Source organism: Anaerovibrio lipolyticus DSM 3074 (assembly GCF_900141865.1).
GTDB classification, from domain to species: domain Bacteria; phylum Bacillota; class Negativicutes; order Selenomonadales; family Selenomonadaceae; genus Anaerovibrio; species Anaerovibrio lipolyticus.
In genome coordinates this window covers 1-16,266 of record NZ_FQYW01000022.1, presented here as the reverse complement: position 1 = coordinate 16,266, position 16,266 = coordinate 1, and the positions used below count along the sequence as shown (strand labels likewise).

Sequence of the window (16,266 nt, the reverse complement as noted above, 5' to 3'; positions counted from 1 at the left end):
TTAAGTCTTTTATTTATATACTCTTAGCAAGTGTGGCACTCGTCATAGATGCCGGCTTCCTTCAGCTTCTTAACCACAGTCTCACCCATGGTGGCTACGGTCTCAGCTACTGGAATGCCTACAGCATTCAAAGCCTTGATCTTGTCAGCTGCAGTACCCTTGCCGCCAGCGATAATTGCACCAGCATGACCCATACGTTTTCCCGGAGGCGCCTGAACACCGGAGATGAAGGCAATAACAGGCTTCTTCATGTTCTCCTTGATCCATTGGGCAGCCTCTTCCTCTGCAGTACCGCCGATTTCACCAATCATCATAATAGCCTTGGTCTCATCATCCTCATTAAAGAGCTTCAGAGCATCGATGAAGTCAGTGCCCTTAATAGGGTCACCACCGATACCGATGGCAGTAGTCTGACCGATACCAGCGTTGGAAAGCTGGAAGGTAGCCTCGTAAGTCAAGGTACCGGAGCGGGAGATAACGCCTACATGGCCCTTCTTGTGAATGTAGCCAGGGATAATACCCATCTTGGCCTCATCAACGGTGAGAATACCAGGGCAGTTTGGACCGATAAGACGAGTCTTCTTGCCCTCCATGTAGCGACGAACCTTAATCATATCCTGAACAGGAACATGCTCGGTGATACATACCACCAAATCCAGCTCAGCCTCAACGCCTTCCATAATGGAATCAGCAGCGAAGCGGGCAGGAACGAAAATTACAGAAGCAGTGGCACCAGTTGCCTTTACTGCGTCCTCAACTGTATCAAATACAGGAACACCCTCTACAGTCTGACCAGCCTTGCCTGGAGTAACACCAGCCACAATGTTGGTACCATATTCCAGCATCTGCTTGGTATGGAAGGCTGCAGTTTTACCGGTTATACCCTGTACAATTACCTTTGTATCCTTATTAATCAAAACACCCATTTCAGCAGACCTCCTTAGTTCTTCTTAGCTTCTTCAACGCGCTTAACGATATCCTGAGCACCGCCCTCCATGGTAGGAGCCATAAATACGTTCTTAACAGGCTTCTCGGTGAGAATCTGACGACCGCGCTCAACATTGGTACCTTCGAGTCGAACAACTACTGGAACTGGGATGCCATCCTGACCGGTCTTCTCAGCAATAATCTGAGCGGCCTTCTGGATGCCTTCAGCGATAACATCGCACTTGTTGATACCACCAAAGATATTTACGAAAATACCCTTGGCCTGGCCACCATCAAGCATAATCTCAAATGCGGTGGCAATCTTTTCTGGAGTAGAGCTGCCGCCTACATCCAGGAAGTTTGCTGGCTCACCGCCATAATACTTCAAAATATCTACAGTTGCCATGGCAAGACCAGCACCATTAACCATGCAGGCTACGTCGCCACCAAGGTTAACATAGTTCAGGCCCTCATTGGAAGCCCACAGCTCCTTAGGATCCTCTTCGGTCTCATCACGAAGCTCCACAATATCAGGATGACGGAAAAGTCCGCTGTCATCAAAGTTCAGCTTGGCATCAAGGCAAATAACATCGTCCTCAGCGGTAACAACCAATGGGTTAATCTCAACCTGGCTGCAATCCTTGCCAATAAATGCGTTGTACAGCTTAATCATGGTAGCAGAAGCCTTCTTGATAGCCTCTGGCTTAAAGTGCATCTTGTAAGCCATGCGGGTTGCCTGGAATGGAGCAAGACCAATAGCTGGGTCAATGTACTCCTTGATAATCTTTTCAGGGGACTCAGCAGCCACCTTCTCGATTTCCATACCGCCCTCTTCGGAACCGATCATAACGATCTTGGCAGTAGAACGGTCATTAACAAAGCTCAGGTAATACTCTTTTGCTATATTGGAGCCTTCCTCAATGAGAAGACGGTTAACCTTCTTGCCATCCGGACCAGTCTGGTGGGTAACCAGAATCTTGCCCAAAAGCTCGGTAGCATAAGCCTTAACCTCATCCAGATTCTTGGCAATCTTAACGCCACCGGCCTTTCCACGACCACCAGCATGAATCTGTGCCTTAACAACAGTTACCTTAGAGCCCAGTTCCTTAGCTGCCTCTACTGCCTCTTCAACAGTAAAAGCTGGCTTTCCATTTGGCACATTAACACCAAATTGTCTCAGGACCTCTTTGCTCTGATACTCATGAATGTTCATCTTTTCTGTCCTCCTCTATTTTACCCCGTAATGTATAACTTCCCACGCTAACGGGTGCTAAGCCCCTCTCCTCTTAGACAGGAGCTAAGCACCCGTAAGCTCTGGATTAATTCGACTACATCCAGTGTGAGAATAACTCTCCCACTGAATAAGTCTCATTGAAATACCCCTTGCTAACAAATACATCATATAACTTTTTGGGGAAAATGTCTACTTTTTCCTGTTTTTCTTCTAAAAATAGGAAAAAGTTGGGTAATTCGTTTGACAAACTTTCACCCAACTTCCCCAATATTATTCTGCCATAAGCTTATCCATAAATTCATCTGCCGCAATAGGTCTTGCGTAGTAATAGCCCTGTATCAGCCTACAGCCTATATCCCTCAGAAAGCTCACCTGAGGTTCCGTTTCTACCCCCTCGGCTATAACGTCCATGCCAAGGTCATGGGCCATATTCACAATGCTCTTCATGATAGTAGCCGCCCTCGGCGATGTTTCAATATCCTGAACAAACTTCATATCCAGCTTTAAAATATCCATAGCAATATTCTTCAGCATATTTAAGGAAGAATATCCACTGCCAAAATCGTCCATCAGCACCGTAAGGCCGGCATTTTTCAACCTCCGCAATATTTTCACCATCTGGGTCGGATTGTCCACATAGGCAGTTTCTGTCATTTCTATCCGCAGCATCCAGGGCTCCAGATCATATTTGGCCAAAAGGGAAGTCATGTAGTCAACAAAATTGTGGTCGTACATATTCACTCTGGACACATTCACCGATACTGGTACCACATCCAATCCATTATCCCGCTGACGACTGAGGAAACGACAGGCCGACTCCCAGGCAAAACGGTCCAGCCTCGTTACAAAGCCGTTCTTCTCAAAAACAGGGATAAACACTCCGGGGCTTATCATGCCACGCTGTGGATGATTCCACCGGATAAGGGCCTCTGCTGACTTAATTTTATTTGTGGTGGAATCATAAATTGGCTGGAGGAAAATACAGAAGTTATTGTTATCCAATGCCCCTTCCATATCCCGCACCAGCATCTGCTCCTCCATAAGAGCTGTTCTTAGCTGCTCGTCATAATAAGCAAACCTTCTGTTGTAATTTCCCTTTACCGTATTCATTGCCATGTGGGCCCTGTCCAGCATCTTGTTTACCGTAAGATAAACATTGTCCACGGTGAAAACCCCGGCATAAAACATAATGCTTCTATAGACAGCCAAGGAGCGCATAACCGCATCCAGTCCCTGGATAACCAGCTCCATATCCAAGGAATTTTCCGGCATACAGAGGGCAAAATGATCAGCTGAGAGTCTGGCCGCCAACCCACGGTTACCCACAACCGTCTTAAAGTAGGCTGCTGCTGTCTTTAATATCATATCTCCCGTTTCCATATTAAAGAGCTCGTTTATCACCTTAAAGCAGCTGATATCCAGATACACGATACAATACTGGGTTGCCCTGTTCTCCTGAATCATCTCCGCGGTTTTTGCCAGCATGGTGTGGTGGTTATAAAGGCCGGTGAGCTGATCCGTTTCAATAAGGGTCTGCATGGCGCTGATTTTTTCTGCCTGAAGACGCTGACGTTCCTTGCGCCATTCATTTTCCTGCCTTGCCATCACATTCCGCACCCGACACTGCACCACAATAGGATTATATGGCTTGGTAATGAAATCAGCAGCCCCATTTTCCAATGCCTGAATTTCACTGTTCAACAGTCCCTGGGAGGTGGTTACCACCACGGGAATATCCTGGAACCTTGGGTGCTTATGAAGCACTGCCAAAAGCTCCATGCCCCCCATTACAGGCATGATTAAATCCAGGAGTATAATATCCACATTACGAGTCTCCAGAATATCTAGTGCCTCTTTGCCGTTAGGGGCCTCCAATATTTCATATTCATTTTGGAAAAACTGGGAAAGTATAGCCCGGTTTATTTCCACATCATCCACTATAAGCATTACGGATCTATCATTCATAATATCCACCCCGCCTTCAGGCGAACCAAACCTATCAAAGTATTTTCATGGTTCCTTATAAATATTCCACATATTTGACCATATTCCTTTTAACCAATGAAAAAAATGAGCAAAACAAAAACCTGCTACTAGTTTTACCTAGTAGCAGGTCTGTTTGTTTAGTTAGTAACTAATCTGGCTTCTAATTTAGATTAGAAGGAGAAGGTTACCTGACCGGAGATGCGACGAGCCTTGTCGTTCTGGCCACCCTTGATTACCTTACCATCGAAGTACTGGATGGAACCAACGATGTTCTTCATGAAGGTGTAGTCAACGCCAACCTTCCAACCCTTGGTATTGTTGTTGAAAACAGTATCATAGGTTGGGAATGGAGTAGCAGTAGGACTCAGCTTCTGATAGCCTACATAAGCACCCCAGGACTTAGGCTGAGACTCCTTAGCACCCTTGTAGTTCAACTGAACGTTCCAGCCGTCCTTATCGAGCTGCTCACCAGCTGCATTGTTTACAGCCTTGTTAGCGCGAACATAGTCACCAGTCAGGTAGAAATCCTTACCGAACTTATAGCCGAGGCCGATACCCCAAACACCCCAATGAGCAAAATCAGCATTGTAAATCTCTCTGAGGCCATCCTTGTTGCTGAAGTTGTAGTAACCAATAGCAGCATCGAAGTTACCCTTCTTGTAGTCAACATGGGTACCAACAATCTTAGTAGCATGACCAACACCAGCAATACCAGCATTACCATAAGCATCAGTGCTATGAGTAGTACCAGCATCAATAGTCCAGGATACAGCACCCTTATTAAAGGTTACCTGTGCACCAGTCATAGCACCATCAAGCATGATACCATGGCCAAGGGAGGTAACAGCATCATGTGGGTTAATCTTACCAGCATAGATGTTGGTAGTACCAACCTTGCCATGTACCCACAAACGCTCAAGACGATTGTTATCAGAAGTTGCATCATGATTTACGCTATGATCAGTCTCAAAACGAGCAAAGCCGTCAACCTTGTCGTTAATCTTTACTGCAGAGTTCAAACGGAAACGAATGATGTTGGTAGGATCCACACCATCGAAATCGCCAGTGTTTCTAGCATAACGATAACGAATGAAACCGCTGTGCTTTACGTTGTCCATACGAGCCTCGAGGTCGTCCATGCGAACGCCAAGGTTAGCCAGCTCATCACGGAACTCAGCAGCCAGCTTGTCAACCATAGCCTTGGTAGCAGCATCGCCGCTCTCAACCTTAGCCATAGCCTTAGCTACGATCTGAGCCATCTCATAACGGGTCATGTTCTGGTTGCCACGGAAAGTGTTGTCAACAGCATAGCCGTTTACTACACCCTTAGCCTGCAGCTCGGAAACTGCATCATAAGCCCAGTGGTCAGCAGGAACATCAGCGAAAGGATTAGCAGCTGCAAAAGTAGTGGAAGCAGCGCCTACTACCAGAGCGGTAGTCAATGCGGATACGAGAGTCTTCTTCATTTGAGAACTCCTCCTTTAATAAAATAAATTATTATTCGACATCAGAGTCTCAAGAAGCTCTTCTCCGCGAGTATCCATGTTCCCTCAACGTTTCTAGAGTCTCTTTCACCCCTGATACATCCGTATAGTAACACAATCAATTTAATAATGCAACTATTTTCAGAAAAATTAATTTATTACTTAGACATTTTTAATCTTTCTTTAATTTAAAAGCCGCAGCACAAGCCATAAAATGCCTTCCCCTCTGGGGAAGGTGCCCGAAGGGCGGATGAGGTCTTAATCCAGCCATTCCCCTACATATGTGTTATTCTTAGTATTTTGGCTATCCGGGCGATATTCCTGACAGAAACGCAAAACCTCCGCCATAATCATATTATTTCCAAGGGCAGCGTTAGAATATCCATATACCATGGAAGGCACTTCACTGTAGGAGGTGAGCTTTCTGGTGTCATACTGATATATCTTGGTATATGTGTACTGATAGGACTGTTCCGCCAGGTTATATACCACCCCGTAACAATACATGGTGTTGTACAGCGATTTAACCATATATACATCTGCCGTGACGGCATTATCCTGAACATTAATAGTTTTGACATCCACATAGTAGCCGGTGCCATCAAGGCTGTCCACAAAATGGCGATCCACCCTTTGAGCCGCCTCTGCATTGTCGACACTACCCCCAAGACACACCACGAAAGTGAGAGCCATGGCCACTAGGGCCACAGCTCCTTTAACGCCGTTAATGATATTTTTATGTATCATATTCTTTACATTCTCAATAAGTTTTATGGTTCTATTTTTTTCCATCACTTTCAGTACCTTCTGTATCTGTTTTAGCTTCACTATCTGTTTTAGCTTCGCCATCAGCAATAATTTCCTGTTCTTCAGTGCTATTAGCATTGTTTTCCACGACTGAGGATGACAGCTCGTACTCCACCACAGAGCCCTCTGCTTGGGATTGTCTGAACTGCTGATGGAAACGACGGCGCTTCAGCAAGGCCCTTTCCATATCATCCAGTTCCTCCTCCGGCACATCCTCAATAGGAATTTCCTCATTTAGAATATCACCGTCCAGCTCACGATTGGCATGGGCCATCAGTGGCTGCTTTGGTTCCCTTGACTTCAAGACAAAAAAGGTAATAGCCCCTATAAGAAGGCCCATAACAATGCCTACGCCAAGGCTGAGAGGACTTCCCTGCTGGGTCCAGCTGTCCTGTGGGGCCAGCTTTATCTGCCAATAGCCCCCTGGCACTCTGGCGGATGACGAAGCGAAGCTGTCACCTATGTCCCCCTCCGAGCGACCTATAAGACCATCATGATCCATATCCTTGTTGTTGCCATAAAGTGCATAATCGTAGCCGGAATTAACCAAAGCATGATATGAATCATCCTGAATAGCATCAGGCATTTTCAGAATTTCCGCCACATTGCCGATATAATCAAATTTTGCAGTACGATTGTTGTAGGCCAATACCGGGGACATGGCAATAACCACCATGCTGCCATCCTGCTTGGTCACAGGGCCCACTGCCAAGGATTCTCCATCCCCGGACATCACCATGTCCTGCATCTTAGCAAAGACCGCCGCCAGCTTCTGGTCACCGGCAAAGCTAAATCCCGCAGGATATGCCATAGGTGCCCGTCCCACAGGGGTATACTGTACTCCTGCCACATGGTTGTCACTCTGTATGGCTGACTGGGCAGCGGGAATAAACCAGGCATCATTAGCCCGCTGCTTTTGGGCCACATCCGCTAAATATATAGTATTAGCAGCAAAATCCCTGGTGACATACTGAAGGCTGGCACCATATTGGTCCGCCACCTTCTGTGTATCCTCCATATTGGTCTTGTGAATGTACTGATACATTCCCATTAAGCCAATATAAACGGCCACAGCCACAAACAGAAAAACCACGGAGGAAACCAGCCATTTATTTAGCCATATATTTTTTATTGATTTTACCTGTGTCATAAACCTTGGTCCCCCCTTTTATACGGGTACCTTTGTCCTAGTATAATAGAATTTTACGAACAATTGTGTTATACTGATATTACAATTTTTCACGGACCATGCGGTTGAACTTCACCCTGGGCATCATTACGAAATGGCCACAGCCTTTACATATAAGGCCAATGTCCATGCCCACCCGGGTTATTTCCCATTCATGACTGCCGCAAGGATGAGGCTTCTTCATGCGAACCACATCACCAATTTCAATTTGGATTTTTTCCATAAAATCACCTATTAACATTTTACAGATTTTTTAATCTGATGGCAATAACCCATAAAGGAGTAAGATAATTTTATGAAGGTATCTGCTATTCAGCTTCCCATTCTTTTAGGAAACAGACTGCATAACGTAACCACAATGGAACGTATGGTAAATGATGCTGCAGCAATGCGGCCTGACGTAATTGTACTGCCAGAGCTTTGGACCACGGGCTTTTATCCCCGGCCTATCCAACGTTTTTCCGACTTGGATGGGGATAGTATCGTAAAAAATATGTCCCGGTTGGCAGAAAAATATATGGTGAATATTGTGGCTGGCTCCGTGCCGGTGAACCGAAACGGGAAAATATATAATTCCAGCTACGTATTTAATCGCTCCGGCCACCTGGTAACAACCTACGACAAAGTACATCTTTTCTCTCCCTCCGGAGAGGCCAAGGACTTTGCGGCGGGGAACAGGGCTGTGACCTTTATGCTGGATGGCATAAAATGTGGTCTTGCCATCTGCTACGACCTGCGTTTTCCAGAGTTTATCAGAAAACTGGCCCTGGAGGAAACCAGTGTGCTGTTTATTCCGGCAGCCTGGCCTATTGAGCGAATCCTTCATTGGGATACTCTGATAAGGGCCCGTGCCATTGAAAATCAGATGTTTGTGGTGGCAGTAAATGGCATTTCCGATCCAGATGATAACGACTTCCACCTTGGAGGCAGCTCCGCCATAATAGATCCTTGGGGCGAAATCCTGGCCCAGGGCTCCACAAATAAGCTGGAGGGTGAGGCCATCCAGGCCAACCTCCGCATCGCCATGCAATATAAAATACATGAGACAATAGATGTATTTAAGGACCGAAGGCCAGAGATTTACTAACTGAGAATACAGTAATAGAAAAAAACGGCAGGGGCAGTTTACTTGAACATTAAGCTGTGGTGCGTCAAAAAATATTTTTTTCATACCTGCATTAGTAAGAAAAATTATCTGTTTGAGCGAGCCTCAAATAAATCGAAAAGCGAAGCGAGTTATAATTTTTCTTGCTATTCAAATAGTTGAAAAACAATATTTTTAGTACCACAGCTGAGTGAAAGGAAACTGTCACTGCCGTTATATTATTCAAATACGAAGGAATCCTTGAGCCCCAGCCATTTTTTATCCTTATCGCTGAGATTCAGCAGCGTGCCATCTGCAAGCTGGTAGCCTGTGCTGTCAGCAGTTCCACTGTAGCTCCCCACCAGCTCGGGCCACTTTATGCCAATTTCCGGGTCATTCCATGCCAAGCCGCCCTCATCGCCAGGATGGTAAAAATCAGTGCATTTGTAGCAAAATCTGGCCACATCAGAAAGCACCAAAAAACCATGGGCAAAGCCAGGGGAAATATAAAACTGCTTTTTGTTTTCGTCGCTTAAAACTGTCCCAAACCACTGGCCAAAGGTAGGACTGTCCTTACGCAAGTCCACAGCCACATCAAAGACTTCCCCTTCAATGACCCGCACCAGCTTTCCCTGAGGGTACTGCTTCTGATAGTGAAGACCGCGAAGGACTCCCTTGCTGCTCATACTTTCGTTGTCCTGAACAAAGGTCATGGTGAGGCCTGCTTCTTCCATATCCTTTTGATTATAAGTTTCCATGAAATAGCCACGACTGTCGCCATGAACAGTGGGCTCAATTATGTATAGGCCATCAATAGGGGCCTTAGTAACTTTTATCTGTCCCATAAAAATCTCCTAGTAGATATACACAATTATCCAAGAGCAGTGTCTTTCACACGGTCATATTGCTAAATTTTTCCCTTGCCATTAACAATAGCGAAAAAAGTTGCAACTCGCTACGCTCAAACAAGCAACATTTTTCCGCTAAATAAATAAGATATGGCAAGAAAAAAATTCTTAACGCAATATAACCTATTGTTCAAGCCATCTGCTCTTATCTAATTTCTTGCAAATATCTTCGTAAAGCATCTTTCCATGTTGGTAATGGCTTAAAGCCTGCCTCTGTAAACTTGCTTTTGTCAAGGCGACTGTTGAATGGGCGCTTGGCCTTGCTGAGGCCATACTCTGCAGTGGTTACCGGAGTAACCTTTACATCCATATTTGCCTGCTTGAAAATCTCACAGGCAAACTCGTACCAGCTGATATAGCCCCCTTCATTGGTGGCGTGGTAGTAGCCATATTGTTCCGTTTCACACATATCCACCAAAAGCCTTGCCAAATCGTAGGTATATGTCGGGGTCCCTATCTGGTCGCTGACTACCCGCAGCTCTGGATGAGTCTGTCCCACCTTAAGCATAGTTTTAATAAAATTATTGCCATTTTTTCCAAATACCCAGGCAATACGTACAATAAAATATTTAGATAGCAGACGACTTACGGCCTGCTCTCCAGCCAGCTTAGTTTCACCATATACGTTAAGTGGCTTATATTCCTTGCAATCAGGCTGCCAAGGCTCAGTGCCCTCACCATCAAAAACGTAATCCGTGCTGAGATACAGCATTTTGCAGTCTATAGACTTGCAGGCCTCAGCTATATTTTCAGTACCAGTAACATTTACCGCCCAAACCTTATCCTTATTGGCCTCGTCCTCTGCAGCATCAACAGCAGTCCAGGCAGCACAATGAACCACCGCATCAGGGCGTATATCAGCTATGGTCTCCCGAACCGCCTCTTTATCAGTAATATCCAGTTGAATATACTCGGCAGAGCAAACGGCACTATCATCCTGAATGCCACTATATACAGGTGCAATGTCTGAGACCACAGCCTCATGTTCCCGCTTATGCAATTCATTCACCACATCATGGCCCAGCTGCCCCGCCACACCAGTAACAAATACCTTCATAGGGCACCTCAATTCTTAAGCAGCGGCTTCCACCATTTTTCGTTCTCCAAATACCACTTGATGGTCTTTTTGATACCGTCAGCGAATTTGGTCTCCGGCAACCAGCCCAGCTCATTATGAATCTTGGTTGGGTCGATAGCATAACGCATATCATGGCCCTTACGGTCTGTAACATAAGTAATTAGGCTTTCCGGCTTGTTCAGCTCCTTGCAAATGAGCTTCACAATATCAATATTACGCATTTCATTATGGCCGCCAATATTGTAAACCTCGCCTACAGTGCCCTTATGAATAATCAAATCAATAGCCTTGCAGTGATCCTCCACATAGAGCCAATCCCGCACATTGATGCCCTCGCCATAAACCGGCAACGGCTTGTCTGCCAAGGCATTGGTTATCATCAAAGGAATCAGCTTTTCAGGAAAATGATATGGACCATAGTTATTACTGCAACGACTGATGGTTACAGGCAGTCCATATGTCCGATGATAGGCCATTACCAGCAAATCTGCCCCAGCCTTTGAGCTGCTGTATGGTGAGCTGGTATGGAGCGGTGTTTCCTCGGTAAAGAACAAATCCGGCCTGTCCAAAGGCAAATCACCATAAACCTCATCAGTAGACACCTGATGATAGCGCTTGATGCCATACTTGCGGCAAGCATCCATCAACACAGCTGTCCCCTTTATATTGGTTTCCAAAAATATATCCGGATTGTCAATGGAACGATCCACATGACTTTCAGCGGCAAAATTTACCACCACATCAGGCTTTTGTGTTTCAAACAGTTCATTTACTGCTTTACGGTCACAGATATCCGCCTTTACAAACAAAAATTTTGGATTGGTCATGGCAGGCTCCAATGTGGAAAGATTGCCTGCATAGGTGAGCTTGTCCAAACAGATAATCCTATAATCCGGATGGGCCTTCAACATATGAAAAATAAAATTGCTGCCAATAAATCCGGCACCGCCAGTAACAATAATAGTCATTTTAAACTCCCGTAACATCAAGATATTTGCCGTCCAGTACATCCTTCAAATACTGTCCATACTGATTCTTTTTCAGCACCTCATAAACCCGCAGCACATCTTCCTTGGAAATCCAGCCATTCAAATAGGCGATTTCCTCAAGGCAGGCAATTTTACGGTGCTGATGGGTTTCAATGGTCTTAACAAAATTAGTGGCATCTACCAAGGACTCGTGGGTTCCGGTGTCCAGCCATGTAAAGCCCTGCCCCAGCAGCTCTACCCTCAGCTCCCCCCGCTCCAGATAAATGCGGTTCAAATCGGTTATTTCCAGCTCCCCGCGGGCACTTGGCTTAAGGGCCTTGGCGTACTCAATAACACGATTATCGTAGAAATAGAGCCCTGTTACACAGTAATTGCTCTTTGGCTGGGCTGGTTTTTCTTCAATGGACACTGCCTTGCCTTCCTTATCAAATTCCACAATACCAAAGCGTTCAGGATCATCCACGTAGTAGCCAAAAATCGTGGCCCCATTACCTATCTCCGCGTGTTTTACCGCAGTTTTAAGGCGATTGGTCATACCATGTCCCGAAAAAATATTATCACCGAGAATCATGGCAACACTGTCCTTGTCGATGAACTCCTCACCAATAATAAAGGCCTGAGCCAAACCATCAGGACTTGGCTGTACGGCATAGGAAAGATGGACGCCAAACTGCTTACCATCACCTAAGAGAGCCTGGAAACGCGGGGTATCCTGAGGGGTGGAGATAATGAGAATGTCACGAATTCCCGCCCGCATGAGGACGGACATTGGGTAATAAATCATTGGTTTGTCGTAGACTGGTAACAGCTGCTTGGAGGTTACCATCGTCAGTGGGTACAGGCGAGTGCCAGAACCTCCTGCAAGTATTATGCCCTTCATACCTTATCTCCTTTTTATCTCTTACACGTTAAAGCGGAAGTAGGTTACATCTCCGTCCTGCATAATGTAGTCCTTGCCCTCCAGGCGGACCTGTCCCTTCTCGCGGGCTGCTGCAGTAGAGCCAGCTGCCACCAAATCATCAAAATTAACGATTTCCGCACGAATAAAGCCACGCTCAATATCTGAGTGGATCTTCCCCGCAGCCTTAGGAGCAGTAGTGCCCTTTACAATAGTCCAGGCACGGCACTCATCAGGACCGGCAGTAAGGAAAGTCATAAGACCGAGCAAATCAAAAGCCGCCTTTATGAGCTTCTGAAGACCAGACTCCTTTAAGCCCATGTCTGCCAAAAATTCCTTGGCTTCCTCGTCATCCAACTCGGCGATTTCAGACTCCACACGGGCAGAAATGGTAACCACCTCAGCGCCTTCTGTCTTAGCATATTCCTTTACCCGCTGTACATGAGGATTATCCGTATCGGCGGTAGCCACCTCATCCTCGCTGACATTGGCAACGAAAAGGGTAGGCTTCAAGGTAAGGAAATTCATTTCCTTAATCATGTCCTTTTCATCATCAGAGAGATCAACACTACGAACAGTTTTACCTTCATCAAGAGCTGCCTTAATTTTCTCCAGCACCTCAGCCTCTGCCTTGGCTTCCTTGGCTCCGGACTTGGCCAGCTTGGTGAGCTTCAGCAAACGACGCTCCAGCACTTCCATATCAGCAAGACACAGCTCAGTATTAATTATTTCAATATCACGAATAGGGTCAATGGAGCCCTCCACATGGGTAATGTTGCCATCATCGAAGCAGCGTACCACCTGGGCCACTGCATCCACCTGACGAATATGCTCCAAAAACTTATTGCCCAAACCTTCACCCTTGGAGGCACCCTTTACCAAGCCAGCGATATCCACGAAACGGAATGCTGCCGGGGTGGTTTTCTTGGAATCATACATTTCGTGAAGCACCTGAAGACGCTCATCTGGTACATCAACTATACCTACATTTGGCTCAATTGTACAGAATGGATAATTTGCCGCCTCTGCTCCAGCCTTGGTTATAGCATTAAAAAGTGTACTCTTGCCCACATTAGGCAAACCAACTATACCTACTTCTAAATTACTCAATTTTTCATATCTCCCTACTAATAATGATCTAATAAATCATCGTTGGCTGTCAGTCTCAGCACGGCACTCAGGTCTAAAACTTTTTTTGCTAATTAAAATAGCTAAAAAAATCAAAACTCGCTTCGCTCAAGCAATTGATTTTTTAAGCTAATGCAGGCTAGCAAAAAGCAGTTTCTTTACGACCATCGGCCTAATGCTTCGTCTGGCAGCCAACGATTTTTATCTCTTGTACCCATTAGGGTTATTTTTCTGCCAGTTCCAGCTGTCACGACACATATCTGCCAGATTGCGCTTTGCCTTCCAGCCCAGCACCCGTTCCGCCTTATGGGCATTGGAATACACCGCCGGCAAATCCCCGGTACGCCGTGGGCCAATTTCATAGGCCACCTTAACATCATTGACCTTTTGGAAGGTGTTCACAATATCCAGCACACTATATGGCTGACCAGTACCTAAATTAATAATCTCCGTACCGTGATGGTGGGCACAGAATTCCACAGCACTTACATGGCCCTCAGCCAAATCCATAACGTGAATATAATCACGGAGACAGGTACCATCAGGAGTATCATAATCGCCACCAAAAATGGTGAGCTTTTCCCGTTTGCCCACAGCCACCTGAGAAACATAAGGCATTAAATTATTCGGTATGCCCTGAGGGTCTTCACCAATGCGGCCAGATTCATGGGCACCAATTGGGTTGAAATACCTAAGGAGTACCACACTTAATTCCTTGTCCGCCACAGAGGCATCCTGCAAAATCTGCTCCATCATGGATTTTGTCCAACCGTATGGATTGGTACAGCTGCCCTTTGGCATCCCTTCATGACATGGGGAAGGATTTTCTGAACCATAAACAGTAGCCGAAGAAGAAAATACGATTTCCTTGCAGCCAGTCTGCTCCATGCACTCCAAAAGTGTAAGAGTCGTATCTATATTATTGCGATAATAACGGATAGGCTGCTGAACAGATTCCCCCACTGCCTTTAATCCCGCAAAGTGGATAATACAATCCGGCTGCTCCTTCTGCATTATTTTCAGTACCCTTACTTTGTCCTTGACGTCAGCTTCATAGAGAGCCACGGACTTTCCCGTAAGCTGCTCCACCCGCCTTATGGACTCAGGAGAGCTATTATCATAATTATCAACCACAACTACTTCATGGCCTTTTCCCAACAGAGAAACTGCCGTATGGGAGCCAATGTATCCAGCTCCCCCGGCTAACAAAATTTTCATAAGCGACCTCATTACTTCAATACATCATTTAAATATGCTCTAAACTCCGTACCCAGGTCCTCACGACGCAAAGCAAATTCCACTGTAGCCTTCAAGAAGCCCAGCTTGTCCCCCACATCATAGCGCTGGCCTTCAAAATTAAAGGCCCATACCGGCTCATTTTCTGCCAGCACCTTCAAGGCATCAGTGAGCTGAATTTCCCCTCCCTTTCCTGGTGGAGTTTTTTCCAATATATCAAAGATTGATGAAGAAATTATGTAACGTCCCAAAACCGCCATATTGCTAGGTGCTTCCCCAACGTCCGGTTTTTCCACCATATCAGTAACCTTCAGGAGATTTGCTCCGGCAATCTGCTCACCAGCTACAACGCCATAGGAGCTCACCTTCTCATCAGGCACCAGCTGACAGCCAAGAACACTGCCGCCATAGGACTCGTGAACATCAATTAATTGCTTCAGTGCAGGCTTTCCTTCAGTATAAACCACATCATCGCCCAGAAGCACCGCAAAGGACTCTCCCCCCATAAAGGAACGGGCACAGAGAATGGCATCCCCCAGGCCCCGCATATGCTTCTGACGAATGTAATGTATGTTAATATCGGCAGTCTCCCGAACCATGGCCAAAAGGTCATCCTTGTGCTTGTCCTCCAGCATGGCCTCCAAGACGGGAGCAGAATCAAAATGATCCTCGATGGCCCGCTTGGCATGACCGCTGATAATAAGGATTTCCTCTATACCGCTGGCCAGAGCCTCCTCCACAATGTACTGGATGGTCGGTTTATCTACAATGGGCAGCATTTCCTTTGGGGTGGCCTTGGTGGCCGGCAAAAAGCGGGTGCCAAAGCCCGCTGCAGGAATCACTGCCTTTCTGATTTTCTGCATAATATACACTCCGTACGTTTAAATTTATGGCAACAATTAATTTTAGCATATTTTAAGGCAAAAAAATAGACTGGGACAGATGTCTTGAACAATAGGTCATGTTGCGTTAAGAAACCTTTTTCTTACCATATCCTCTCCATATAGTCAAGTGTTTTCTTCAGTAAAATCAATACTTCTTTGAGTCCTCATAATGAATGAAGCTAAGGTTATGGAGTGATCTTCACCTCATACAGGGCAGATATATAGTGTTAATGGGTATACCAAATAAAACGTCATCACTAAACTATTTTAAATGGCCTCGATGTAATACCCATCCCTATATGGCAGCTCACCTCTCATGTCCAACAGGATCATCCCAACAAGGGGAGTCCTCACTTCCTTCGTTCTGCCTATCCATAACCAGGGTGCCAGCTTAGCTATTCATCAGGGTCATGCCCTCCGGAGATAATTCCTGC

Annotated in this window: 15 protein-coding genes; 1 reads left to right on the top strand and 14 read right to left on the bottom strand. The window is 45.8% G+C overall.

Translation table 11 applies throughout. The features are described 5' to 3' along the window. Positions 1-23 precede the first annotated feature (23 nt). The 7 genes from sucD to B6K08_RS11445 all read right to left on the bottom strand — a co-directional run bounded on the left by sucD (position 24) and on the right by B6K08_RS11445 (position 7,850). Positions 24-926: a succinate--CoA ligase subunit alpha gene (gene sucD, locus B6K08_RS11475; protein ID WP_027397675.1), complete on the bottom strand. Its 903-nt coding sequence runs from the start codon at positions 924-926 to the stop codon at positions 24-26. A gap of 14 nt (positions 927-940) precedes the next feature. Further along, positions 941-2,140, bottom strand: coding sequence for an ADP-forming succinate--CoA ligase subunit beta (gene sucC, locus B6K08_RS11470; protein WP_080326188.1), 1,200 nt, complete (start codon positions 2,138-2,140; stop codon positions 941-943). A 291-nt stretch (positions 2,141-2,431) separates the two neighbouring features. Further along, positions 2,432-4,126 (bottom strand): putative bifunctional diguanylate cyclase/phosphodiesterase, encoded by a 1,695-nt coding sequence (locus tag B6K08_RS11465; protein WP_080326187.1) that lies wholly within the window; start codon positions 4,124-4,126, stop codon positions 2,432-2,434. A 191-nt stretch (positions 4,127-4,317) separates the two neighbouring features. Continuing rightward, positions 4,318-5,613 carry a putative porin gene (locus B6K08_RS11460; RefSeq protein WP_080326186.1) on the bottom strand — a complete coding sequence of 432 codons (1,296 nt, stop codon included), beginning with the start codon at positions 5,611-5,613 and terminating at the stop codon, positions 4,318-4,320. A gap of 276 nt (positions 5,614-5,889) precedes the next feature. After that, positions 5,890-6,426 carry a hypothetical protein gene (locus tag B6K08_RS11455; protein ID WP_143254915.1) on the bottom strand — a complete coding sequence of 179 codons (537 nt, stop codon included), beginning with the start codon at positions 6,424-6,426 and terminating at the stop codon, positions 5,890-5,892. Next, positions 6,410-7,588: a hypothetical protein gene (locus tag B6K08_RS11450; RefSeq protein WP_080326184.1), complete on the bottom strand. Its 1,179-nt coding sequence runs from the start codon at positions 7,586-7,588 to the stop codon at positions 6,410-6,412. Before B6K08_RS11450 ends, B6K08_RS11455 begins: the two co-directional genes overlap by 17 nt. 79 nt (positions 7,589-7,667) lie before the next feature. Further along, positions 7,668-7,850 (bottom strand): DUF951 domain-containing protein, encoded by a 183-nt coding sequence (locus B6K08_RS11445; protein ID WP_027397681.1) that lies wholly within the window; start codon positions 7,848-7,850, stop codon positions 7,668-7,670. 72 nt (positions 7,851-7,922) lie between these two features. Here B6K08_RS11445 and B6K08_RS11440 point away from each other — a divergent pair, with 72 nt between their 5' ends. Beyond that, positions 7,923-8,714: a carbon-nitrogen family hydrolase gene (locus B6K08_RS11440; protein ID WP_080326183.1), complete on the top strand. Its 792-nt coding sequence runs from the start codon at positions 7,923-7,925 to the stop codon at positions 8,712-8,714. Positions 8,715-8,950: 236 nt separating this feature from the next. On the opposite strand, the gene rfbC is transcribed toward B6K08_RS11440, so the two are convergent. From rfbC to galU, 7 genes are all read right to left on the bottom strand, one after another. Next, a complete protein-coding gene (gene rfbC / locus B6K08_RS11435) occupies positions 8,951-9,556 on the bottom strand; it encodes a dTDP-4-dehydrorhamnose 3,5-epimerase (RefSeq protein ID WP_080326182.1) in 606 nt (201 codons plus the stop codon). A 208-nt stretch (positions 9,557-9,764) separates the two neighbouring features. After that, positions 9,765-10,676 (bottom strand): dTDP-4-dehydrorhamnose reductase, encoded by a 912-nt coding sequence (gene rfbD / locus B6K08_RS11430; RefSeq protein WP_080326181.1) that lies wholly within the window; start codon positions 10,674-10,676, stop codon positions 9,765-9,767. 8 nt (positions 10,677-10,684) lie between these two features. After that, positions 10,685-11,665, bottom strand: coding sequence for a dTDP-glucose 4,6-dehydratase (gene rfbB, locus B6K08_RS11425; protein ID WP_080326180.1), 981 nt, complete (start codon positions 11,663-11,665; stop codon positions 10,685-10,687). 1 nt (position 11,666) lies between these two features. Continuing rightward, positions 11,667-12,566 carry a glucose-1-phosphate thymidylyltransferase RfbA gene (gene rfbA / locus B6K08_RS11420; protein WP_080326179.1) on the bottom strand — a complete coding sequence of 300 codons (900 nt, stop codon included), beginning with the start codon at positions 12,564-12,566 and terminating at the stop codon, positions 11,667-11,669. Positions 12,567-12,587: 21 nt separating this feature from the next. After that, positions 12,588-13,694, bottom strand: coding sequence for a redox-regulated ATPase YchF (ychF, locus tag B6K08_RS11415; RefSeq protein WP_039205849.1), 1,107 nt, complete (start codon positions 13,692-13,694; stop codon positions 12,588-12,590). A 219-nt stretch (positions 13,695-13,913) separates the two neighbouring features. After that, entirely contained in the window at positions 13,914-14,930 is a 1,017-nt protein-coding gene (gene galE, locus B6K08_RS11410) for a UDP-glucose 4-epimerase GalE (RefSeq protein ID WP_080326178.1), read from the bottom strand. Between the two features lie 11 nt (positions 14,931-14,941). After that, entirely contained in the window at positions 14,942-15,811 is an 870-nt protein-coding gene (gene galU, locus B6K08_RS11405; protein WP_080326177.1) for a UTP--glucose-1-phosphate uridylyltransferase GalU, read from the bottom strand. Positions 15,812-16,266 lie beyond the last annotated feature (455 nt).